This window comes from Bacillus sp. UNC41MFS5, assembly GCF_000686805.1.
The window spans coordinates 1-21,668 of the sequence record NZ_JMLP01000037.1 but is presented as its reverse complement, the minus strand read 5'-3'; the positions used below and the strand labels follow the sequence as shown (position 1 = coordinate 21,668).

General features: G+C 38.6%; 24 protein-coding genes, 4 tRNA genes and 2 rRNA genes. 13 read left to right on the top strand and 17 right to left on the bottom strand.

The features are described from left to right. A 16S ribosomal RNA gene (locus BR30_RS0115530) occupies positions 1-69 on the bottom strand; the annotation flags it as partial. A 292-nt stretch (positions 70-361) separates the two neighbouring features. Between BR30_RS0115530 and BR30_RS0115525 the strand changes: the two genes are divergently transcribed. Then, positions 362-670, top strand: a complete 309-nt coding sequence (locus BR30_RS0115525) for a hypothetical protein (protein ID WP_026565791.1) — start codon at positions 362-364, stop codon at positions 668-670. Positions 671-725: 55 nt separating this feature from the next. Here BR30_RS0115525 and BR30_RS35260 read toward each other — a convergent pair whose 3' ends face one another. Further along, positions 726-1,619, bottom strand: coding sequence for a hypothetical protein (locus tag BR30_RS35260; RefSeq protein WP_026565790.1), 894 nt, complete (start codon positions 1,617-1,619; stop codon positions 726-728). A gap of 70 nt (positions 1,620-1,689) precedes the next feature. Beyond that, positions 1,690-2,163, bottom strand: a complete 474-nt coding sequence (locus tag BR30_RS0115515; RefSeq protein ID WP_026565789.1) for an Hsp20/alpha crystallin family protein — start codon at positions 2,161-2,163, stop codon at positions 1,690-1,692. Between the two features lie 236 nt (positions 2,164-2,399). On the opposite strand from BR30_RS0115515, the gene BR30_RS0115510 reads away from it, so the two are divergent. From BR30_RS0115510 to BR30_RS0115495, 4 genes are read left to right on the top strand one after another with little or no spacing between them, the layout of a single operon-like run. Next, complete coding sequence (locus BR30_RS0115510) at positions 2,400-2,639, top strand: hypothetical protein (protein ID WP_026565788.1); 240 nt, start codon at positions 2,400-2,402, stop codon at positions 2,637-2,639. A gap of 9 nt (positions 2,640-2,648) precedes the next feature. Beyond that, on the top strand, positions 2,649-2,903 hold the full coding sequence (locus BR30_RS0115505) for a hypothetical protein (RefSeq protein ID WP_026565787.1): 255 nt from the start codon (positions 2,649-2,651) through the stop codon (positions 2,901-2,903). Positions 2,904-2,913: 10 nt separating this feature from the next. Beyond that, positions 2,914-3,147: a hypothetical protein gene (locus tag BR30_RS0115500; protein WP_026565786.1), complete on the top strand. Its 234-nt coding sequence runs from the start codon at positions 2,914-2,916 to the stop codon at positions 3,145-3,147. A 56-nt stretch (positions 3,148-3,203) separates the two neighbouring features. Continuing rightward, a complete protein-coding gene (locus tag BR30_RS0115495; protein WP_026565785.1) occupies positions 3,204-3,440 on the top strand; it encodes a hypothetical protein in 237 nt (78 codons plus the stop codon). Between the two features lie 413 nt (positions 3,441-3,853). On the opposite strand, the gene BR30_RS0115490 is transcribed toward BR30_RS0115495, so the two are convergent. Beyond that, complete coding sequence (locus tag BR30_RS0115490; RefSeq protein WP_155928651.1) at positions 3,854-4,102, bottom strand: hypothetical protein; 249 nt, start codon at positions 4,100-4,102, stop codon at positions 3,854-3,856. Positions 4,103-4,182: 80 nt separating this feature from the next. Further along, positions 4,183-5,679 (bottom strand): RNA-guided endonuclease InsQ/TnpB family protein, encoded by a 1,497-nt coding sequence (locus tag BR30_RS33645; protein WP_051633643.1) that lies wholly within the window; start codon positions 5,677-5,679, stop codon positions 4,183-4,185. A 401-nt stretch (positions 5,680-6,080) separates the two neighbouring features. On the opposite strand from BR30_RS33645, the gene BR30_RS38440 reads away from it, so the two are divergent. The 3 genes from BR30_RS38440 (at position 6,081) to BR30_RS0115470 (ending at position 7,034) form a co-directional block, all read left to right on the top strand. Then, on the top strand, positions 6,081-6,206 hold the full coding sequence (locus tag BR30_RS38440) for a hypothetical protein (RefSeq protein WP_269320616.1): 126 nt from the start codon (positions 6,081-6,083) through the stop codon (positions 6,204-6,206). A gap of 95 nt (positions 6,207-6,301) precedes the next feature. Beyond that, positions 6,302-6,697, top strand: coding sequence for a hypothetical protein (locus BR30_RS0115475; protein ID WP_026565783.1), 396 nt, complete (start codon positions 6,302-6,304; stop codon positions 6,695-6,697). Positions 6,698-6,737: 40 nt separating this feature from the next. Next, on the top strand, positions 6,738-7,034 hold the full coding sequence (locus tag BR30_RS0115470; RefSeq protein WP_026565782.1) for a hypothetical protein: 297 nt from the start codon (positions 6,738-6,740) through the stop codon (positions 7,032-7,034). On the opposite strand, the gene BR30_RS33640 is transcribed toward BR30_RS0115470, so the two are convergent. Next, entirely contained in the window at positions 7,008-7,406 is a 399-nt protein-coding gene (locus BR30_RS33640; RefSeq protein ID WP_051633642.1) for a restriction endonuclease, read from the bottom strand. The two genes, BR30_RS0115470 and BR30_RS33640, sit on opposite strands and share 27 nt — an antisense overlap. Before the next feature lie 335 nt (positions 7,407-7,741). Between BR30_RS33640 and BR30_RS0115460 the strand changes: the two genes are divergently transcribed. Further along, complete coding sequence (locus BR30_RS0115460; RefSeq protein WP_026565781.1) at positions 7,742-8,314, top strand: DUF6241 domain-containing protein; 573 nt, start codon at positions 7,742-7,744, stop codon at positions 8,312-8,314. An 87-nt stretch (positions 8,315-8,401) separates the two neighbouring features. On the opposite strand, the gene lsrF is transcribed toward BR30_RS0115460, so the two are convergent. The 5 genes from lsrF to BR30_RS0115435 form a co-directional block, all read right to left on the bottom strand. Beyond that, the gene (gene lsrF / locus BR30_RS0115455; RefSeq protein ID WP_026565780.1) at positions 8,402-9,280 is read right to left on the bottom strand and encodes a 3-hydroxy-5-phosphonooxypentane-2,4-dione thiolase; all 879 of its coding nucleotides are present in this window, start codon (positions 9,278-9,280) and stop codon (positions 8,402-8,404) included. A 38-nt stretch (positions 9,281-9,318) separates the two neighbouring features. Continuing rightward, positions 9,319-10,386 carry an autoinducer 2 ABC transporter substrate-binding protein LsrB gene (lsrB, locus tag BR30_RS0115450; RefSeq protein WP_081825476.1) on the bottom strand — a complete coding sequence of 356 codons (1,068 nt, stop codon included), beginning with the start codon at positions 10,384-10,386 and terminating at the stop codon, positions 9,319-9,321. A 14-nt stretch (positions 10,387-10,400) separates the two neighbouring features. Next, positions 10,401-11,399 carry an ABC transporter permease gene (locus BR30_RS0115445; RefSeq protein ID WP_026565778.1) on the bottom strand — a complete coding sequence of 333 codons (999 nt, stop codon included), beginning with the start codon at positions 11,397-11,399 and terminating at the stop codon, positions 10,401-10,403. Between the two features lie 19 nt (positions 11,400-11,418). After that, positions 11,419-12,333: an ABC transporter permease subunit gene (locus BR30_RS0115440; protein WP_231507729.1), complete on the bottom strand. Its 915-nt coding sequence runs from the start codon at positions 12,331-12,333 to the stop codon at positions 11,419-11,421. A gap of 73 nt (positions 12,334-12,406) precedes the next feature. Beyond that, positions 12,407-13,876 (bottom strand): sugar ABC transporter ATP-binding protein, encoded by a 1,470-nt coding sequence (locus BR30_RS0115435; protein WP_231507728.1) that lies wholly within the window; start codon positions 13,874-13,876, stop codon positions 12,407-12,409. A gap of 431 nt (positions 13,877-14,307) precedes the next feature. On the opposite strand from BR30_RS0115435, the gene BR30_RS0115430 reads away from it, so the two are divergent. The 4 genes from BR30_RS0115430 (at position 14,308) to BR30_RS35980 (ending at position 19,017) form a co-directional block, all read left to right on the top strand. Continuing rightward, positions 14,308-15,171, top strand: coding sequence for a sugar-binding transcriptional regulator (locus BR30_RS0115430; protein ID WP_231507727.1), 864 nt, complete (start codon positions 14,308-14,310; stop codon positions 15,169-15,171). 52 nt (positions 15,172-15,223) lie between these two features. Then, a complete protein-coding gene (gene lsrK, locus BR30_RS0115425; protein ID WP_026565774.1) occupies positions 15,224-16,783 on the top strand; it encodes an autoinducer-2 kinase in 1,560 nt (519 codons plus the stop codon). A gap of 23 nt (positions 16,784-16,806) precedes the next feature. Next, positions 16,807-17,163, top strand: a complete 357-nt coding sequence (locus tag BR30_RS0115420) for a cupin domain-containing protein (protein ID WP_026565773.1) — start codon at positions 16,807-16,809, stop codon at positions 17,161-17,163. Between the two features lie 231 nt (positions 17,164-17,394). Continuing rightward, positions 17,395-19,017 (top strand): immunoglobulin-like domain-containing protein, encoded by a 1,623-nt coding sequence (locus BR30_RS35980; RefSeq protein ID WP_081825474.1) that lies wholly within the window; start codon positions 17,395-17,397, stop codon positions 19,015-19,017. 257 nt (positions 19,018-19,274) lie between these two features. On the opposite strand, the gene BR30_RS0115410 is transcribed toward BR30_RS35980, so the two are convergent. The 6 genes from BR30_RS0115410 to rrf form a co-directional block, all read right to left on the bottom strand. Further along, positions 19,275-20,183 (bottom strand): Gfo/Idh/MocA family protein, encoded by a 909-nt coding sequence (locus BR30_RS0115410; RefSeq protein ID WP_026565772.1) that lies wholly within the window; start codon positions 20,181-20,183, stop codon positions 19,275-19,277. An 892-nt stretch (positions 20,184-21,075) separates the two neighbouring features. Continuing rightward, positions 21,076-21,148, bottom strand: a tRNA-Ala gene (locus tag BR30_RS0115405). A 68-nt stretch (positions 21,149-21,216) separates the two neighbouring features. Then, positions 21,217-21,289 (bottom strand) — tRNA-Lys (locus BR30_RS0115400). 11 nt (positions 21,290-21,300) lie between these two features. Beyond that, positions 21,301-21,373, bottom strand: a tRNA-Thr gene (locus BR30_RS0115395). A 19-nt stretch (positions 21,374-21,392) separates the two neighbouring features. Further along, positions 21,393-21,468 (bottom strand) — tRNA-Val (locus BR30_RS0115390). A gap of 77 nt (positions 21,469-21,545) precedes the next feature. Further along, positions 21,546-21,662 (bottom strand): 5S ribosomal RNA (gene rrf, locus BR30_RS0115385). Between the last annotated feature and the right edge of the window lie 6 nt (positions 21,663-21,668).

Here is a 21,668-nt window from a genome sequence, read left to right as displayed (position 1 = left end):
TCGCTCGACTTGCATGTATTAGGCACGCCGCCAGCGTTCGTCCTGAGCCAGGATCAAACTCTCCAAGAAAGTTGATTAGCTCATTTGTTACGTTGGCTCGTGTTCTTACTATATTAATAGAAGAAACACGATTAATATTGTTTGTTTGCACGATTTTGTTTGTTTAGTTTTCAAAGAACAATCTTGTTTGTCAGAAGCGACATTTGTTATTATATCGAATCTCTATCATTATGTCAATATAATAAATTAACTTATTTCGCTATCGCTTTTAACTAATAGGACCGCTGTTAAAAGCAACTTTTATATAATAACACTTTCATATTCATTTTGCAACAGGCAGTTTTTTCTCCAGAAAATTTCTATGAATTGCTGTAAGCGTTCGATGGATATTCCTAAAACCATTATGGAAATACAGCCTATTACATCAGATATTGTGATTTTAATTATGCACTTCCCATTCATGTCCTTTTTTGAAGAGCCAACATATTCGGTAGTGGTAAAAAAGGAATCTTTAACGATCGAGTTGAGAAGCATGAAGGGAGAATGCTTTTCGAAAAGCTTTAGTTCCAGTGATGTAGGTGAATTCAGCTTAGAAGCAGAAAGCAACAAGTATTCGGTTCAGTTGGTAGGTGTAGACACTAAGGGTAGTTGTAAAATCACCATAAAATAAAGGTCACTCGTTAAGCGCATTCAGGAGTCACATTCAGGGGGTCTGACCCCTGAATTCACTCAATCTCAATCTCAATGTACTGTTCCTCCCCCTCGTCCGATGATTCATCTTTTGGAGGCTTGTCCGCTTCGTCTGTACTAGTTGGTGGTTTTTCCATTTCCCCCATGTCGGCCTTTATCTTTTCGATTTCCTCTTTTACTTCCTCTGTTATTCTTCTAGGTATAACATCTTTTCCATAGGTCGCTCCAATATTGAGGGCACCGCTCAACGCATGAATGCCAATCTGGCCAAAGTTATTGGTTTGCTCATATTTATCTAAAAAAAATTTATCAATATATAATGTTTGAATAATAGGATTTTGCTGTATTTCTTCACTTTCCGTTTTCTCCCACTTCCCCAACATATGATTATGCTTTTCTACTAGTTCTTCGATTTGAGTGAGTATCCCAGCTTGTACCTCATTAACCATTTCATAATTCTTCTCCAGCTCACGGACTCTCCTGCTTATTAGAGAGGAGAGGGCGTCACTCTGTTCTGGCACATCGCTCCTATTTTCCCTAGAACGATAAATACCCCCATCCATATCTCTTTCTGATCGCTTAGCGTGTTGTGACACAATCATTTCTCGAACCATTTTCTCAAGGTTGTCAATCCTTTGTGACAGCTCATTGACTTTTTGTACTTGTAGAGTATTTTCAACGTTCCTTTTTGAGTGATTCTCCTGTTCGGACTTATTTGCATCCACTTTTTTCTGCTCGGTCCACGAGTTCCTGTCTTTCACAATTTTGTCAGTCCCATACTTCGAGAGCCGAATTTGTTTTTCAAATTCTAATAATTTTTTCACTTGGACTTCCAGTGTGTTTATCCGTAAAATTTGCTTATCGTAATCATTTGTGCCGTTTATCGAATTTTCCTCATTATTTCGGCCGAATATCCCTTTAATAGGCATAGTAAATCCCCGCAAACTATGATTTATTTTTCCGTTATTACAACCATCGTATGAAATGCTTGAAGCTTGATTAATCGATTGGCACCTGCTCTTCATTAAAATAATGCCGTTTATAAGAAACAATCAACAAGCCATTGCTAAACCTTGCACTAACTTGATTGGGCAGCACAGGTTCCGGAAGCTGGATAATCCGCTCGAAATCTCCAGTATTTCTTTCTTGCTGTACCACCTCCCCTTGGATGAGGTTTTTTTTGCTTCCTTTTATTAATACCTTTATACCTGATACAGACAACTGGATATCTTCTTTTAAATAACCAGGCAGATCGGCGACCAATATAACCTCTTTGTCTGTCAAATAGATATCGGTTGGCGGAAAATTTTTTCCCCTCACAGGTTCTGATTTTGCCTCTCCGGGCTGTCCAAAATCAAAATTACTTTTCATAAATTCATCAAAGGAGGGCTGCTCAAAAATACCACTCCAAAAGTCATTGGATTGATAATTCTTTGCTAAATCCATCCATTGTAACATCTTATTCATATCCATGTATGGATCCCCCTCAGAAGTATAAAGCTGGTCCATTTATAAAAGTGCATCCTATATTCATCGTATTTATGATTTATCAAATCATTCATGGAAAAAGGATTATTACTTAAAAAATTCCAAAAAAATATAACGCTGTTCATATTACTGGTTTCTACACTTAATGTCCTAACATAATCATTATGTGTCCAGCATAGGCTTTAAGTATCCCGGGAGCTGAATGGAAAGGATTCTGATCTATGTTCTTTTTACCAACAACGATAAATTTAAAAGGTATAAAACTGAATAATGTTGATCATTTAAATACAGTTTCATTTAATTCAACTTTGATTCAAAACAAAAATGTAAGTGCAAAGAAAAACCAAGGATTTGGCCAGCAACTGGCAGATGGTACTCTGAGAGCTTTCACCATCTCTTCAACCATTGATAATGAGCTTCAGGATAGCATGTCACAAAAAACAACGAATAAAAATGCTTAGGAGGGTTTTATGTCTGGTCCGGTTCCTTACATCAACATCAATATCAATATCATAAAGGTAAACTCTTTTGAGAATGCCTCAGCCATCAATGTCGGGCAAAACCTACTAGCAGAATGGCATAATTCAGACAAAAAAAATATGGGTTTAGGCCAAAATATGGGAGACGGAAGCAACTTTCTCGGTACAAGAAGTTTTGTTGATGACCGTGATCAACTGGATTCCAACTCTACCTTTGAAACGGCGGCCAAAGTTCCATTTCCATAGGAGTGAGACCATGACATTTGCGCCTGCTACACTTAACATTTTGGGGATAAAAATTAATGCCATTGACCATGGATCAGTTGTGAATCTAGGGCCAAGCCAGCACCTGGACTTGTTTGTCTCCTATAAGCGCAATCAAGGAATTGGAGAACAAAACGGAGACTTTTGCCCGATTCTGTCGTCAACTTCTTGGGTGTTGGACAATGATGTTGTTGATAGTTCATCCGTAAAATCAAGTATCCTATAGCAATTTGTTCCATCGTCCTGGGCTTGGGGTAGACATTAAAAAATAGGAGTGTTTACATGTTTTTTATTTCTCCGATGGTCATCAATGTGTTGGGCGTTAAGGTTAACAGCGTTGACAATGGAGCAGTTGCAAATACGGGGTCGTTACAAATCATTGACCAATTTATATCCTATAAGCGAAATCAGGCATTTGGAGAAGTACTCGGTGACTTGTCCCCTGTCAATCTCTCATCCAATAATATAGTTGACCCCGATGTCAGTGATAGCAATGCCGTTAAAAATAGTGTTGTTTGACACTTTTAAGAACAGTGCCTGTCACTCCCCGAGAAATGTCGATAAATTCGACAAAATACGGGTAGTGACAGGCACTTTTGTTAATCCATTGACGGGTAAAAAGTTACTCATTTGGATCCACTCCTTGTCTGAAAAATATGAGGTCTGACATATTTTTTACTATTATGTATATATAGAAATCAATGTACGATTAAATGAGAGAATTTTATTTTTAATGAAACTTATTTGTTCAAAATTGAAATAGCCCTAATTCCTTTTTGGAATTAGGGCGCATGTTTATTGAACATATATATTCTACTGATAATATCTTGCTTGATTTCAGGAGAGGAACTAGTCGGAAAGACTCCTCCACTTAGACACAAAAAAAGCTACCCCAAAGAAATTATTTTAGGGCAGCTTTTCTAAGATTTTAATTAATTCTTCTTCTTTTTATTTGCCTTCATAATGACTTCATAATCATAAGTAGCACTTCCACCCTTGCCAGGAGCTGGTGCATAAGTAACCATCATGACTACTTTAGAGTAGGAAGAGCTTCGTACCATATCACGAAGATCTACCACATCACTTTCACTCATGTTTAGTAGATTAGGGAATTTAATCACTTTAACATCATTCTCTTTCCCCTTCGCATACCCTTTATTATATCCAATGAGTATCCCCATAGCTAAAGCTAGGGGTTTCGAAAGAATAGGCTGTTAAGCCCATTGTCTTTACGAGGGCTACCACAAGTCCCGCTACTACATCAGGCCGAGGCCTTCAGCTTTGCCTTTCTTTTCTTCATGATGATTATTTTTTGTGGAGATTGAAGGAATTGTTTTATCTCCATTCCTTCGAAGGCATCCTTGGTATGTTTACGGACAATATTCAAAGCTCCATTCACATCCGCATGGATCAAAATCTTTGAGCATTTGATTTTGTAAAAAGCTCGACTGCTTCTATATCCGCTAAAATTAGTTTGGTGCTCTTCCCCGTAGGTTGGAATCGGGTCATGATTCAAGAAACTAGACTTGGAGGTATAGCTTTCTTCTCGGACTATGACTTGAATTCCATGTTGCTCTGCTTTGTATCGAATCATTCCTATTAAAGTGAAAAATGGGATTTGTATGAAGGTTGGTTTACTAGTCTTTTGCATCTCAACCTCCATCTTCCAACCCTCATTTTTTCCAATGATGATCGTATCTATGGTTCTTTCTTTCGCAATTTCTACCACTTTCGCGCTGGCCTTATGCAAAAAATCCATGACTCGATTGTTCCTTTTTCGGTCTAATGAAATTAATCTCGTGGTGTTAAACTTCCCTTCCTTTGGTCCTTTTCCATTTCGAAGGATACTCATGTATTTGGCTCTTAATTTGTTATAGTATTGATTGATCGATTTTAACCATTTGCCTTTGATAAGCAGAGGCTTTCGCCCCGTGTTATCAATGATAGTTGCAAGGTTATCAACGCCCAAATCAATCCCCATTACTCGTTTCGGCTCAAATATCCACTCATTTAATTGGTCTTCTGATCGTTTGATCTCCTTTTCCTGTTCACATTTAAAAACAACTTCCATCACATACCGACCATAGGACGGGACAATACGCACCTGTTGTAGTTTACCATCATTATGTGCGATTTTTCCTAGTTTTAATGTAAGAGGAGTTCCTGGTAACGAAAGCACATTTCCATAATTAATTTTGGTAATTTGATTGGTTAAATAAACTGTCGTACGTCCATTCTTCGGTTTATACTTAGGTATCTTTGGTTTTCCTGAAAAACTAGCAGGCTTGGTTTTATATTTCTTTGAGGCTTCGAAGAAACTTTTCCAATCATCATAGACCTTTTTGATTGTTTGTTGATTGGACTGAGAGGGCATAGAAACGTAATCGGTTTGTTTCATCACTTTAAATAGTGCTTCTACAAAGTTATAGGGAAGGAAAGCTTTCTCTGGGTGGGGCATTTCAAATAGATTCAGTTTTGGCTCCAAAAAATGACCATTATTATCAACTTTTTTAGGCTTAGATTTGACTCTCTCAAAACTTTTTAGACGAATTTGATTCATTTGAGGTAAATAGTCTTGAATATCTGTTAGAACTTGAAGTTGATTTTCATTTCTTGTTTCTTTTTTTAAAGCTGTGTAAACCTGTCTAATATAGTAGTTGGTGATATTGTACAAGTTTTTCGCTTTAAAACAGAGGGAGTCACAGTAGTCAAACAATTCATGTTCCGGCTGAATTTGTATTTTATAGGATCGATACATTTTATTCCCCCCCTTCATTATCAGAACAAACGTTCTGTTTATACTCTCATTATACCAAATAACCCCAAAGGATGTATAGTAAAATTACTGGTATTATCCTAAAAAAAATCGAAAAAAATACAGCTTATATCCCCATATCTGAAGCTAGGGTTTTACGCTGCTTTTTGATAAAGTAAGCTTGTTCAATCTAATCGGATGCACAGTTCAAGTTATATCCCCCCCTTATAATTGATATTAGAAAAAGATACGCATCAAATTTTAACAACCTCCTAATGTAAATCTTAAGATTTTTTTAGTGTTTAAACCTGCCATTCTATACAGTATTTAATATCTATTGATTGTACAAACTAACAAACATGCAATGAAATAATTTAATAATAAATTTTGGAGGTAGTATTTGGATGAAAGACAATCGCAAGGAAAATATCAAAATTGTTTCTAATGATGCAATACAGGGGAAGCCCTATCTTGATATTGATCGTGTAATTACTGAGGGGAAATCTGGACATACACACAAAGAAAGATAATCTCAAAACGCCACAGGAACGGTTCTCATGGCTTTTTATTAAGGTTAGAGTAGCCCACAGAACCTTCCCCATGGCTACCTGGTCGTCGTCACAAAATGGCACTATTTCGACTAAATACCAAACAGGGTATACTAATCAAACGTTTGGTTGAATCGGATGCAAGTACTACGTCAGAAGCAATTACCACCAAAGGTGGCAAGAAGATTGTCGAGATGCGCTTGAAAATTCCGCAGGAAATAACCCACTTTTCTACAGAAAAAGATCAGTTTCTTCCAAACTTCCGTTATTCTACTAAAACCCCGCCTTTTCGAAACTACACAAACGTTTGGTTAAAATATACCTCCGCACGCTCCACATATAGTTTTCCCTCTCTAATTGACCAAAAAGATTGTCGAGGGATGTCTTCAAAAACGGCTCCAAATTTGATTTTTAGTCGTTCGATTCGTGCTGCCAAAACCGCTATTGTGAAGGTGCTGGAATTGTTGATTTGACGATTAGAAAGCACTATATAAGCGTAGAGGGTGTTAGGAAATGGCGGGTCTAAAGTCAGGCAATATTGAAGGATTCGAGCAATTTTCCCAATTTAGTTCGCTGAAGGAAATGAATACACATATCGAGATATGGTTAGCGGTCCACAAGCATGATTTTTCTAAAGGAGAATTAGTTGGGTTGAAGCGGCTGGTTCGTTTTTCTGCAAAAATACCTGGTGTGTGCAATGCCAAAATTGGAACGGTCTTAAAAGCGATTCACGAAGAATATAAACTTAATGGAATCTCACGTTCTACCTTTAAACGAATGATTCTAAAAGCAAAAGCCTACATCCTTTGAATAGCGTTTTGCTTGAACAACAATCTTTTTTCCGCCATTATTAAGTAAAAAATCTGCACCATAGTCACCGCTGGCATTCGTAACTTCTGCCTCATACCCTCTTGATAGATAAAGTTCCTGTAAATAATATTCAAACTGTATGCCATCCATAGAATCAATATCTTTGATTCCAGATTTTCTTAGTCTCTCTTTTTGCCTTTTATTTTGTAATACAACTAGAGCAATAATTAGTATCATGACCACTCCTACAACCCACAGTGTTACATATAGTCTTTGGGTAAAATAATAGGAAGCTCCAGCCGCCAATAAAAGTATCAATTTGATACTATCTTCTAATTGTCTTTGTTGTTTTTTTGTTTTCCCCTTACTCACTCGAAATTCCCCCAAATTAAGCTCAAACATTAATCACGGCTCTACTATTCTACCATTTTCCACCAGTTAAAAACTCACCCTTTTCGATAAAATTAAACAAATTGCGTCTCAACTATGTCTATTGTGTTCCAGAGGGACATCTCTTGTGGTTGCTGGCATTCCCTTCCCATAGGAGCCGTGAGAGACCAATAATCTTCGCACCATAATAACTAAATTATTAAGTCTAAATGTCGATAGCTGTCTTCTTTGAAGGGATTATGTTAGTTAAATAAACTAGAATGATTCTGAATTTTTTGTTAAGTTAGAACTATCCAATACCAACAGGGGGGAATGATTTGAATAAGGTATTAATCATAATTGGGGTTATTTTGACCGTATTAATAGGCGTAAAATACGGGGGATTTAATTTAGCCGGCAATGGGAACGATCCTGAAAAGAAATCTGAGAAAGTAGAAGCGAAAGCTGTTCAAGATACTGTCAATAAAGAGAAAAAGAAAGGAGACAAGCAACAGACAGCCAAAATCGGCGGAGTTCAATATGATATCGGGATTAATGACAGTAGTTCACAAGATGCGGTTATCGAAGTGATGCACAAAATGACGCATCAAAAAGTGAAAGCAAAAGAAAAATGGGGAGCCATTCCAATGATTTCCGATACAATCAATCAAGTTTATACCATTGTGGAGAACAGTGAGTTCGAACAAAAGGATGATTTGCTAGCCATTTTAGATAAATGGAAAAAAGGCACTTTTTCTGAAGTAGATGATGACCACAATTATTTCTGGACCTACCAAGGAGGGACGGTCGGCAAAGCTTATGGAATCCTGAGCAAAGCAGAAGAAGAAACTTTCATCCTGAATAACTTCAAAGAAGAAGATCTTGTAAGTGAAGCAAGCTCCCAGGAATAACCCACAGGGACGGTTCTCCTGGCTTTTTTTTTGAGGTTAGAGTGACCACCATAACCGTCCCCATGGTCACTCTCAAAATAATGGAACTTAGTTTATGAGATGTTGGTAAAACTCAAAAGCCTCTTTGTCAGTAAACCCTTCATGAACAACCTTACGAACTGCTTGAATCATTTCTTCGGGGTATTCAGATTGGAATATATTCCTTCCCATATCCACACCAGCTGCTCCACCTTGGATAGAGTTGAAGGCCAGTGTAAGGGCATCTTTTTCTGGTAATTTCTTACCGCCTGCCACGACTAATGGGACTGGGCAAGCTGCTGCAACTTTTTCAAAATCGTCACAGTAATACGTTTTAACAATTTGTGCACCAAATTCAGCTAGCATTCTTGTCGCTAACAAGAAGAAGTTAGTGGTGCGCGCCATTTCTTTACCAACCGCTACCACACCTAATGTTGGAATGGAGTATCTTGAGCCAAGGTTAACAGCTCGGTTTAACTCTTCGATGGTTTCCTTTTGCCCATCACTTCCAATGAATGTTTGAATGGCAATTGCACTTGCATTCAACTTAATCGCATCTTCCATATCAACGACCATGGATTCATGACTCAGGTCATCTTGGAGAACACTAGAACCCGAGGAAGCTCGTAGGGCGATCGCTTTATTAAAGGTCGGCGGGACACTGCTTCGTATAGCCCCTCTAGTCCCCATTAAACAATCGGCATAATTTGCTAATCTAGGAATCAGCAGGTCTAATCTTTCTAGCCCTGACGTAGGTCCCATGAAATAACCATGATCAAACGCTAACATGACCGTTTTACCAGTGTCCGGGTTAAAGATTCTGGATAACCGATCCTTCATTCCCCAATCATAATTGTTTGCACCTTTTACATGGTAATTCCCATTGTTCGCGAACGGTATACTCTCAGAATAATCCTTTGCATTTTTGTTGCCATCTCTATCAGCCACTTCTATCACTCCTTTATAACAAGCACTCTAATTGACTATTAAAAATCGTAATTTTTCGTATTATCCTTCGTAAACACAATCCGCTCAGGCAACACAATAATCCCCGAATCATCTGCCGTATAATCATAGCCTTGGATCGTATTCGGCTCCACCTTCACAGAACCCATATCAGGAACATCCAACGAATCCCCAACCTTTAGATCTTTTCCTTGAGCCAACCAATAAGCCACATACACAGCAAGAGCACCTTGATCCTTTACATCCCACAACCCATGATTAGTAATCGTTCCATTCTCAATAAATTGTCTCATTGAATTTGGAGAAGCAAATCCTGTTATTATGACATCATCCGCTTTTAATCCTTTATTTTCAGCCGCTTGTGCCATTGCCGGAAGAGCGGTTGAGTCTGGGCAAATAACCGCATCAATATCAGGATAAGAACTTAAAATACTTTCTCCTACTTGTAATGATTTTTGTTCATTTGCATCACCAAATTGAGTTGTAACCAATTCCCATTTTGGATATTTTTCTTTAATATATTGGTTTGCGGCTTTAACCCATGAGTTTTGGTCTGGAACTGTCGGGCTGGAATAGAACCAGGCAATTTTCTTAGCCTCATCAGGTTTATCCATTTGCTGGGCAGCCATGTCGACAAGCATTTTTCCTAGGATATCTGGTGTACCTTGGTCTACATAAACAGAACGATATTTAGGATCAACATCTGAGTCCCATGTGACAACTTTAACGCCTGCATCTAATGCCTTTTTCAATGCTTGATTCAGACCGTCAGAAGAGACGGAAGAAATGGCAATCGCATCAGCACCGCTATTGACGGCACTATTAATAATTTGTACTTGATTCGCAACCGTACCTTCAGGGGCACCATCGTACTTCACTTTAAATCCAACCTTCTTGGCCATTTCTTGGGCCCCATCGTTTCCAGACTCAAAGAAGGCGTTCCCTGTCATTTTTGGAATGAAAACCACCTGAATATCTTTAGAATCTTTCTTTTTACCCCCGTCTCCGGAAGAGTTTTCATTGGAACCGCAGGCAGCTAATAATAATGTCAGAGTCGCCAAAATACTTACTATTTTAATAGACTTTATTTTTCTCACTGTACCTAACCCCCAATATGTTGTTTTTGTGTTAAGATCCTTTTCATGTTAAATCTGAACTCTGGATTTATGCCCAAGAATGCAACAGATACGATAAGAAGAACCCCAGTAGCTAATCCGATATATTGGGTGGAGACCCCGGCCATTTGTAATCCTATCTGCATAAATCCTAATATGATACTAGCTAACGCTGTCCCTACAACACCCCCTTTACCTCCTGTGATGAATGTCCCTCCTAACACAACGACAGTTAGAATGGGCATTAGATACTCAGCGCCATAATCAGCTCTCGCACTGCCTAAATAGGAAGTTAATACAACCCCTGCAACACCGGCACTTAACCCTGACAAGACGTATGAACTAGCAATGATTCTTTTCGTAGTGATTCCCGAGTAATCAGCTGTTTTTTGGTTAATTCCTGTCAAGTATATATATCTGCCATACCTTGTGCGGTGCAGGAGAATATAAGCAATGAGAAACATGATAATAAAAAGAAGCACAGCATGAGGGATTCCCATGACCTCTCCATTTGCAATGTTGCTAAAATCTTCAGGGAAGCCCGAGATCCCTTCATAGGTACTTACACCAGACAATCCCACCAGCACAATGGCTATCCCGCTATATAAAAGCATGCCGCCAAGGGTGATGACCATCGCTTGAACTCTTCCATAAGCAATAAGAACTCCATTGAGAAGGCCGCATAACCCACCAATTAAAATGGCACAAAGGATCGAGCCCCAGATATTGATCCCAACCACTTGCGACAAAAGACCTGTGACAACGGAGGTTAATCCAATAATCGAAACGCCTGAAATGTCTATTCCTCCTGTAATAACGACCAGTGTGACAAAAAAGCCAATAATGGCAATCGCAATAAAATCGTTAAAGCTATTTAACAAGATCGTGACATTCCAAAATCTTGGATTAATCATCCCAAAAACGATTATTTCAGCAATAATCAAGACGAATAAGGTAAGGTTCCATTTCGGGATTTTATTTAACATGTCATTTCTACACCTCCTTCTACAGAACCCTTGCATTTAATCTTAGTTTCTTGGCTTTTTTATTCGCATGAAACGCTAGCAGGGCATCAATCACTACAATAATGATCAATAGAGAACCCGAAATCGTATCATTCCAAAAGGCCGGTACTTTCATATAAACCAGAGCAGAGTTGATGGACGTTAAAATGATCGCTCCCAATGCTGCCCCAACAACCGTTCCAATCCCGCCTATCAATGACACACCCCCAAGAACGCAGGCTGCGATCACCGTCAACTCTATTCCCGCTCCCGCATTGGTGGAGACAAAGCCAATTTGACTAACAAAGATTACTCCAGCTAAAGAAGCACAGATACCAGAAATGACAAAGGAATAGGCAATATATCTATTCACAGGAATTCCTAATGAAATGGCTCCGTCTCTGTTATCACCAATAGCGTTGTAATACCTTCCCTTACTACTCCTAGATAGATATAACTGAACGAATATGACCCCCACAATAACGATGAAAGATAATAAATTAATTTCAAAGATGTCTATATTCGATAGCTCTTTAAAATTTGCAGGTATATTTTCTACCCATTTTCCGTCCGTATAAATAACTTGAACCACTCTTGTAATGGAAAGGATCGCTAAAGTCATAATAAACGAAGAAATTTTTAACTTGATGACTCCAAATCCATTAATGAGTCCAATGATAGCCCCAATGAGTATGGCAGTGATTACAGCTAGAAAGATATTTCCTCCATCGCGAAGAATCGTTCCGCAAACAGCAGCACTTAATCCCAGCGTTCCACCTACTGAAATATCTAAATTCCTGGTTAATAGAACAAAGGTCATCCCGACGGCAAGAACAATATAAAGCAAGCTGCTTTTCAATGATCGATCGATATTCTGTAAAGATAAATAGTCAGAGTTGATAAAACCCACAACCATAAATAGAAGGACTAAAAATAGAAAAGTTCTAAACTCCCGTTGTTTGAATATTTTTCTAACCCTTGGCATGTGTCTAATCACTTCCTTTAAATGTTCCAAAAGCTGCCTTCATTACATTGACCGCATTTATTTGGTCTACATTTAGGCAAACATCGCAGGTCCCCTGATAGACAGCATAGATGCGGTCGCTAATTCTTTCGATTTCTTCTAGATCAGAGGAAATGAGCAGAATGGAAAATCCCTGACTTTTTAATTCTGTCAGGATGGAATAGATGTCACCCCTTGCGGCCGCATCAATCCCCCTTGTTGGTTCATCCATGATGATTAATTTAGGGTTCATGGATAACGCCCTTGCAATCACAGCCTTCTGTTGATTCCCGCCTGAAAGTGATTTGATTTCATCCTCCCCAGAATTCACCTTAATCCTTAATCGATCAATATATTTATCGGCCACTTGTTCTTCTAACTTTTTCTTGGTAAAAAAACCATGCCGTTTAATAATTTGAGATGTGATATTATTTCTCACAGAAGTGATTGAAAAAATACCGTTTAAAAATCGGTCTTCCGGTATATAAGCCAACCCGCTTTCAACCGTTTCATTTATGGATAACTTGGTAATGTCCTTTCCATCGAGATAGACTCTTCCGTTCTCAATCGGATGAATTCCGTAAATTGCTTCCGCAATCTCTGTTCTTCCGGCACCGACAAGCCCGGCAAGCCCCACAACCTCTCCCTTATAAACTTCAAAACTAATATTCTTAAATCCATCGCCAACAATGTTTTCAACTTTAAGGATTGGTTCTTCTCCCTCGTGAGTGGACCCTCGTCTTTTAAACTGATCTTCGTAATGATTTTCATTTCCAACTGGAAGCAGCCCTTGAATCAACATGTCTTTCGTGAACTCCTCTATTTTCCCTTTAAGCGCTACTTTTCCGTCCCGTAATATGACGGCATGGGTGGAGATCTGAAAGACTTCATCAAGACGGTGGGTAATATAAAAGATTCCAACCCCAGCATTTTTCAACTGTTTAATCACTTTGAATAATGACTCCGTTTCTGAAAACGTTAAGGTAGAGGTTGGTTCATCCAGAATTAACACTTTTGACTTTCTTAAAAGTCCCTTTATGATCTCAAGCTGTTGCTGTTCAGCGATACTCAATGTAGCAGCTAACCGATTCAAATCAAGATTCCAGCCTAATTCTTTAATGAGCTTTGCCGCTTCTTCTCTCACTTCATTTTTATTTTTACTAAATCCAATCGTGAGGTTTTGTTCAACCGTCATATTCGGGAATAGCAATGGTTCCTGCGGCACTAAATAAATGCCTCTTTCATGTGCTGAAAAAGGATTTAGATGATCTGCCTTTTCACCAGCAATCTCAATAACCCCTTCATCCGCCTTGTAGATCCCTGTGAGGATTTTCATTAAGGTGCTCTTCCCTGCTCCATTACCGCCGATAATAGCTATCACTTCTGACTCATTAAGTTCTAATGAAACCCCCTCCAAAACCATGTTTCGGTTAAAGGCCTTCCTGATATTCTCCAATCTCACTAAGTTCCTCGGCGCTTTCATCCTGACCCCCTGCCTTAGTACTATTTTTGTAACCGCTTACTAATAAGCCTATTACAGATTCATACATTTTATTAACGATTAAACATATTAATAGCTAGTAAACCTTCTATATATCTCTGATGCTGACATTTTTTACAAATAAGCCAAAACACCTAATGTATGATTCCCCGTAAATTATATGAACTCGGCATAATATTCATTACATGCTTATTACAATATAGAAGGGTGATCGAATGACAACTTTAGGGGATTTGGCTGTTACCTTTGTTTTACCGTCATGCAAAAGTATCACAATTGTTTTAACATAAAACTTTTGTTTCAAAAATAAACTGTAGAGAGTGAAGAACATGTCATATGAAAATAGCCTTATTATAAAAATCGCATGGAAATATTACATTGAAGGAATGACACAAAATGAGATCGCAGAGTCTTTAAATCTATCTAGAATGAAAGTGATTAAATACCTAGATATCGCGAAAGCCAATAACATTATCCAATTTAAAATTAGCCTGGAAAAATTGGTTAACAATGATTTGCAAAATCAAATCAAGCAGCAATATCAATTACAAGATATTTATATCGTCCCTGCCTCTAACGAAAATCCGTTAAATAGTCTCACAAAGGCCGCCGCCCACTATATTGAAGACCGAATTAACAGCGACACCATGATTAATGTTGGGTATGGGCAAGCCGTTTCAGGAACCTTGGGACATTTAAATATCTCAACTAAGTATAAAGTCACCTTCGTCTCGTTATCAGGAGGTGTAAAATTCTACATTCCAACAGCGACAGATTCGTCATCCGATTATTACACCAATCCGAATCACAACCATTACATTATGCCTGCCCCATTATTAGTATCTACAGAACACCTCGCCAAACAGTTAATAAATGAAAAACCAATCAAGAAAATCTTTGAAATGATCCCTTACTCTACGATCACCATCATTGGCATTGGCGCAGTAAACGAACGGGCCACCCTTGTGAAGGAAGGATATTTGAACTCACATGAAATGGAAATCTATAAATCATTGGGGGCTGCAGGAGATTTATTAAGCCAATTTTATGATAAAAATGGCCAGGTTCTCGATCTTCCATTGCATAAGCAACTGGTTAGTACCGATATCCATTTATTAAAATCATTTAACCATGTGGTTGCTGTGGCTGGAGGAGTTGAAAAAAGAGAGGCTATTATCGGCGCCCTAAAAGGGGGCTATATCGATGTATTAATTACAGATGAAGTGGTAGCCAAAAGTCTAATCGAATGAAATGCTCCTGATCATGAATCCCTAATAATGATAGAAAGGAAGATTGGATAGCATGGAAAAGTACTTAATGGCGATTGATGCCGGAACCGGCAGTGTCAGAGTCATTTTATTTAACACACTTGGCCATGAACAATTTGTTACACAATCAGAATGGACCCATCATGAAGATAAACGGTATCCAGGCTCCATGGACTTTGATATCGAGAAAAATATAGACATTATCATCAATCTAATAAAAGAAATCTTAGCAAGGAGTAATGTTAACCCTGAAAACATTGTGGCTATGTCAACCACAAGTATGCGTGAAGCCATTGTCCTATACGATGAAAATGGAAAGGAATTATGGGCCTGTGCCAACGTGGATTCAAGATCAAACGATGAAGTGGCTCACCTTTGTAAAATAAGTGACACAATCGAAGCGGACATTCACTATATCTCTGGACAGACCTTTTCATTAGGAGCAATTCCGAGAATCCTATGGGTAAAAAATAATATCCCTGAAACCTATAACAAGGTTAGATACGTTACGATGCTGAACGACTGGATTACCTACCGCATGACCGATGTGATCTCTGTTGAACCTTCTAATGGCTGCACCACTGGTCTTTTCGATATTAAGAAAAGAGTTTGGGATCCTAGCATTGCTGAGAAGGTAAATCTTAGAAGTGATATTTTTCCGATTGTAAATGAAAGCGGATCCATAATTAGCCATGTTACTAAGAAGTTCTCAGCACTTACTGGATTAAGCACTCAAACGATTGTTGTGGCAGGAGGCGGCGACGCTCAATTAGGCTGCATTGGCATGGGGGTCATCAATGAAGGAGATGCAGCTGTTTTAGGCGGGAGCTTTTGGCAATATGAATATACAACTAACCAGGTAGAAATCAATGATGATTGTAAAGTAAGAGTGAATTGCCATGCTATCCCAAATACCTGGCAATATGAAGCCATCGCCTTCTTTCCTGGATTGATCATGAGATGGTTCAGGGATACGTTTTGTGAGCTTGAATCCTTTCTTCAGAAGGAAAGCGGGGAAAGCATTTATGCACAAATGGAGAAAAGAGCACAACAAGTACCGGCAGGCTGCAATGGAATGATTTGCACATTTTCTGATAAAATGAACTACTTTTCATGGAAACATGCGGCACCAAGTTTCATAGATTTTAAGTTTGATAGCTCCTTTAATAAAGCAACGTTTTACCGGGCCATTATGGAAAATGCCGCTTTTGTCACAAAGGGCAATATCGAAATCATTTCCAACCTAACAAACAAATCACCAGAATCGATTGTTTTTGGAGGCGGGGCTTCAAAAAGTGACCTATGGTGCCAAATTGTTGCCGACGTTTTGAATATAAAGGTAAAAGTTCCAGTGGTAAAGGAATCGACAGCTCTAGGTGCGGCGATTTGTGCTGGTGTAGGAGCAGGCGTTTATGAAAGTTTTAATGAAGCTATTACTCAAGTTGTTAAATTCGAAAAAACCTTCGAACCAAACGATTCAAATCACTTCATTTATGAAGAGTTATATAAAAAGTGGGAGGCTGTGTACAAGGTACAACTAAATCTAGCAGATCAAGGATACACAAACCATATGTGGATTGCCCCAGGGCTATAAAACATCCAAAGGAGTGAAACATAATGACTGTTATTAACGAGAATGAGCGAGAATACCGATTTGGTGACAGCGGTCCTAAGTACCTGCAAAAAGGACCCCGAATGAACTTTGGTGTCGTTGTCCTGCAGCCAGGACAGGATTTTACTGCACATTATCATAACTTTATGGAAGAAAACTTCTTTATTTTAGAGGGCGAACTAGAAATTCATATTGACGAGGTGATTTTCCAATGTAAACAAGGAGATTTTATTCATGTGGAACCAAAAAAGGTCCACTATTTAATCAATAAGGGAGATACCATCCTTAAAGCGGCCTTTATGCTGGCACCCTACCAAGAAAAAGATAAGGTCGAGGTCGAATACAGTCCATACGGGAATTAGCGAGACAACCAAGGGGACAGTTCTTATAGAGGTCAATCGCAAGTCTTGCGCAGCACAAAAGGGCACAACTAGTGGGATTTTAGCTAGTTGTGCCTTATTTTTATCAAAGTAGTTAATTTATCTAATACTTGTACCAAATGTAATCGTAAAATCTATCAATCTTCCAAAATTACTAGTCATCATGTTAGAATAATGATAGAAAAGAATATACATAGACTGGAGTTTTGATACGTGAAACTACCTTTTTTCAAAGCAGGGATATTAACCTGTTTAACTTTTAGTTTGTTCTATGGGAATGCTTCTGCAGAGTCAGATTTATCCACCAAATGCGGTGAGATTAAACCGAACGTCAATCCGTCTTTTCAGCAAATCAATTGCTTACTTACGAATGCAGCAATAGAAGCTGACATTCCTCCTGAAGTGGTAAAAGCCGTGGCTACACAGGAAAACGGGAAATGGGAGCAGTTTGATGCTGCTGGTGAGGCTATTGAGTCTCCAGATGGCGGTATCGGTCTTATGCAGCTTACCAACCAAGATGAAGATGAATACTCTGATGAGAAGTTAAGAAACGATATTGTCTATAATATCGAGGCCGGTGTCAAAGTTCTTAACAGTATGTATTCACGCAAGGACTTGCCAAAAATCAGTGGGGCAGGACGCCAGGTGATTGAAAATTGGTATTTCGCTGTTTTGGCATACAACGGGACAAAGCCTGTGAACAGTCCGCTTTACCAGCTGACCGGGGAAAGAAATACCAATGCCTATCAAGAAGAGGTTTTTGCCAAAATAGAAGAGTTCAGTTATTTACGGGATACCGAACTAGCTAAGTATCCATTTAATACAACTGATTTTTACTATAATCGCGATCTCACGGATAATATTAAGTTTAATAGGTTGCTATACACACTAACTGCCCCAGTACACAACTCGGCTTATTTTTTTAAAGTTGGAAACCGAGTGGCAACGACGGTGTCGGGTGTTAAATTACGAGAAAAACCAGGTACACAAATTCTCAAAGAATTACCTAAAAATACAGCATTGATTATTGACGGAGATTTTACATATGACTCCACACATCAATATGTATGGTACCCCGTTCATACCGAAGACCGTAAGGCGATAGGATATGTTTCTTCAGTTTATATGGTAAAGGATACGGTGAAACCAGTCATTACAGGTGCCTCAAGCAAATCCATACCGGTCAAATCCACTTTTAATGCTTTAACTGGCGTGAAAGCATTGGATAATGTAGATGGTGAGATCACAAGAGCTATTCAAGTGACGGGCAAGGTTGATACGACGAAATTAGGCACGTACAATTTAACTTACAAGGTTGCTGACAAATCTATGAATGTGGCAACCGTAATAAGAAAAATAACTGTATATGATAATGTAAAACCTATCATTTCAGGTGCCACGAACAAAACTATTAGACTAAATTCTTCATTTAATCCAAGAACAAGTGTAACGGCGAGAGATAATATTAACGGTAACTTGACTAGTAAAATGACCGTCAGCGGCACCGTTAATACGAAGAAAAAGGGGACTTATACATTGAAGTATACAGTCCGGGATAATTCAAATAACGTTACCACGGTGACGAGAAAGATTACGATTGATAGCACAAAGCCTGTCATTTCCGGGGCTAAGAAGAAAACCATTCGTTACAAATCTTCCTTCAATCCGAAAAAAGGGGTAACCGCGAAAGATAATTTAGACGGCAGTTTAACAAGTAAGATAAAAGTAACAGGAAAGGTTAATACAAAGAAAAAAGGCTCCTATACATTAACGTACACTGTTACTGACAAATCTCTAAACAAGACAGTAGTGAAGCGGAAGATAACAGTAAAATAGGGACCTACTGTAACGGGATTGGGACAGATGTGCTCCATTAATAACAGTGCCTGTCACTCCCCGAGTAATGTCGATGAATTTGACAAAATGCGGGTGGTGACAGGCACTTTTGTTAGCTCCCAGTAATAATGGGAGCTATTACTTTGCCTTTTATTCCTATCGGTTAATACGAAGTAACAATACAATAGGGCCCCTTCCAGTTAATGTCTGGAATGGACCTTATTGTTTTTTGTTATGTGAACATCTTGAAATCATTTCTATTCATCTGAATCAATATATTTCACGATTTTCTCGCAAATTTCATGGGTAATCAGTGAATCTTCAATAGATGGTTCAGGTGTGGTATTATTTTGAACGCAATCGATAAAATGTTCTACTAATTGATAAAAGCCGCGTTTATACAGGGTTGGCTCCCAGTCACCGAATTTTGAAATATTTATTTCTTTATTATGATAGTGAGTTGTTTCTACGAGACTGCTTACGACGTATTTATCATGTCCAGTCATGTATTCAATGATTTCTTCTGTGACCCCGCTATTTCTGTTCATGATCCCGATAACGGTACACCCTTCTCCAATAAGCGTGATGACCAAATGGTCAAGCATTTCACCATTTTTAAGGTACTCTACCTTGACATCCTTGACCTCAGTATCCATCAAAAACCTGAGTGTATCGACAACATGGATAAAATCTTCCACAACAAATCTTCGTACAAAGTCCGGAGCTGAAAATCTATTTTTCTGCATGATAATTAGGTTGGCTTTCCCCTTTTCTTTCAGCTCTTTGACTTTCGGGATAAATCTTCTATTAAAACCCACCATAGCGATCTTACCGCTCTCTTTTGCAAGCCTGACAATGGTTTCAGTTTCATGAATATTCATCGATATCGGTTTGTCTATGTATGTATGGATCCCATTTCTTAGTAATGTTTCAGCTATTTTAAAATGGGCCTCTGTAGCAGTACTCACAATGGCTGCATCAATGCCTATCATGATCAGTTCTTCTACAGACTGAACCTTTTCTTGAATCCTATATTTTTTTGATAAGCTGTTTAACGTGTCTTTATTCCTTGTACAAAGCACTATTTCAATACCCTCTTTTTCCGAAAGAACAGGAAGGTAAGCTTTTTTAGCAATATCACCCAATCCAATAATCCCAATTTTCATCTTCTTCACTCCATTTTCTGTCCAAGTCTTTTTTAAAAACTCTACACCTAATTGTATTTCCTCACAAGTAAGATTACTGAATCCGAGTTTAATACATTTTTTTCATTAACCTGAAAAACAAAATTACTCTAATTCAGATAAACTTTTAGCTATACAAACTTCTACTCCATTACAATCAGTTAGATGACAAACTTCGTCCATTTTCCTCAGATTTCCCTTTTAACCAATCGTTTGATTAAAAGTGTCCCAACCCTTGATAATTAAGAGTTAATCCTTCCATCTACATAAATAAACTGTTGAAAAATGAAAAAACAAATGTCGTTAAATAGCATTTGAACCACTATTACCACTAATCGACATCCATTCGACTAAATTCCGTATAGGAGATACTAATCAAACGTTTGATTAAAACTGCTGCAAGTAATGAACATTAGTACTCTTTCCCCTCAAGCAGGAAAGAAAATTGTCGAGAACAGTTAATATATTTCGCAGGAAATAACCCAATTTCCCACAAAATCAGATAGGTTTCTCTTGAACTTACACAATTCTAGTAAACTCCCGCCTTTTCGCCACTACACAAACGTTTGGTAAAAAGTGAGCTAAATGCGTACCATTACTGACTTTATCCTTACAAACTACTGAAAAGAATGTCGACAACTGTTATAAACCTGTATAAATACAAAAAGCATCTGAATGGTTCCATTCAGATGCTTTTGTCCTTTTTATGCTTTCAATGTCTTTTCTAATTTTCCTAAATATATGAATCTAGTTGACCATTTTTCAATATCTAAATTCTTGAGCAAAAAAGCAAAGGGAATGGTTATCCATTCCCTTTGTTTTGCTATTTCATCTTATAATATTCACATAACCAAACTCGAGTCTTCCTAACAAGTGGAGCCTAGCGGGATCGAACCGCTGACCTCCTGCGTGCAAAGCAGGCGCTCTCCCAGCTGAGCTAAGGCCCCAAAATATAAAAAGGTACACAGGAATTGAACCCGCCAATTTCGGACACTTTCATATTAATTCAAAATAGTGGGCCATGAAAGACTCGAACCTTCGACCCTCTGATTAAAAGTCAGATGCTCTACCAACTGAGCTAATAGCTCATAAAAGAAGGTGCCGGCGAGAGGACTTGAACCCCCAACCTACTGATTACAAGTCAGTTGCTCTACCAATTGAGCTACCCCGGCATTTGTTCGAGGAAAAATATGGTGGAGGATGACGGGATCGAACCGCCGACCCTCTGCTTGTAAGGCAGATGCTCTCCCAGCTGAGCTAATCCTCCAAAATTAATGGTGAAAGAGAGGTTTCTTGACCAAAGGCCAGATCAAATTTGGACAAAAAAATAACCCCAAAGGGTTAGCCTGGCAACGTCCTACTCTCACAGGGACGCGTGTCCCAACTACCATCGGCGCTGAGAAGCTTAACTTCCGTGTTCGGTATGGGAACGGGTGTGACCTTCTCGCCATTGCTGCCAGACTATTT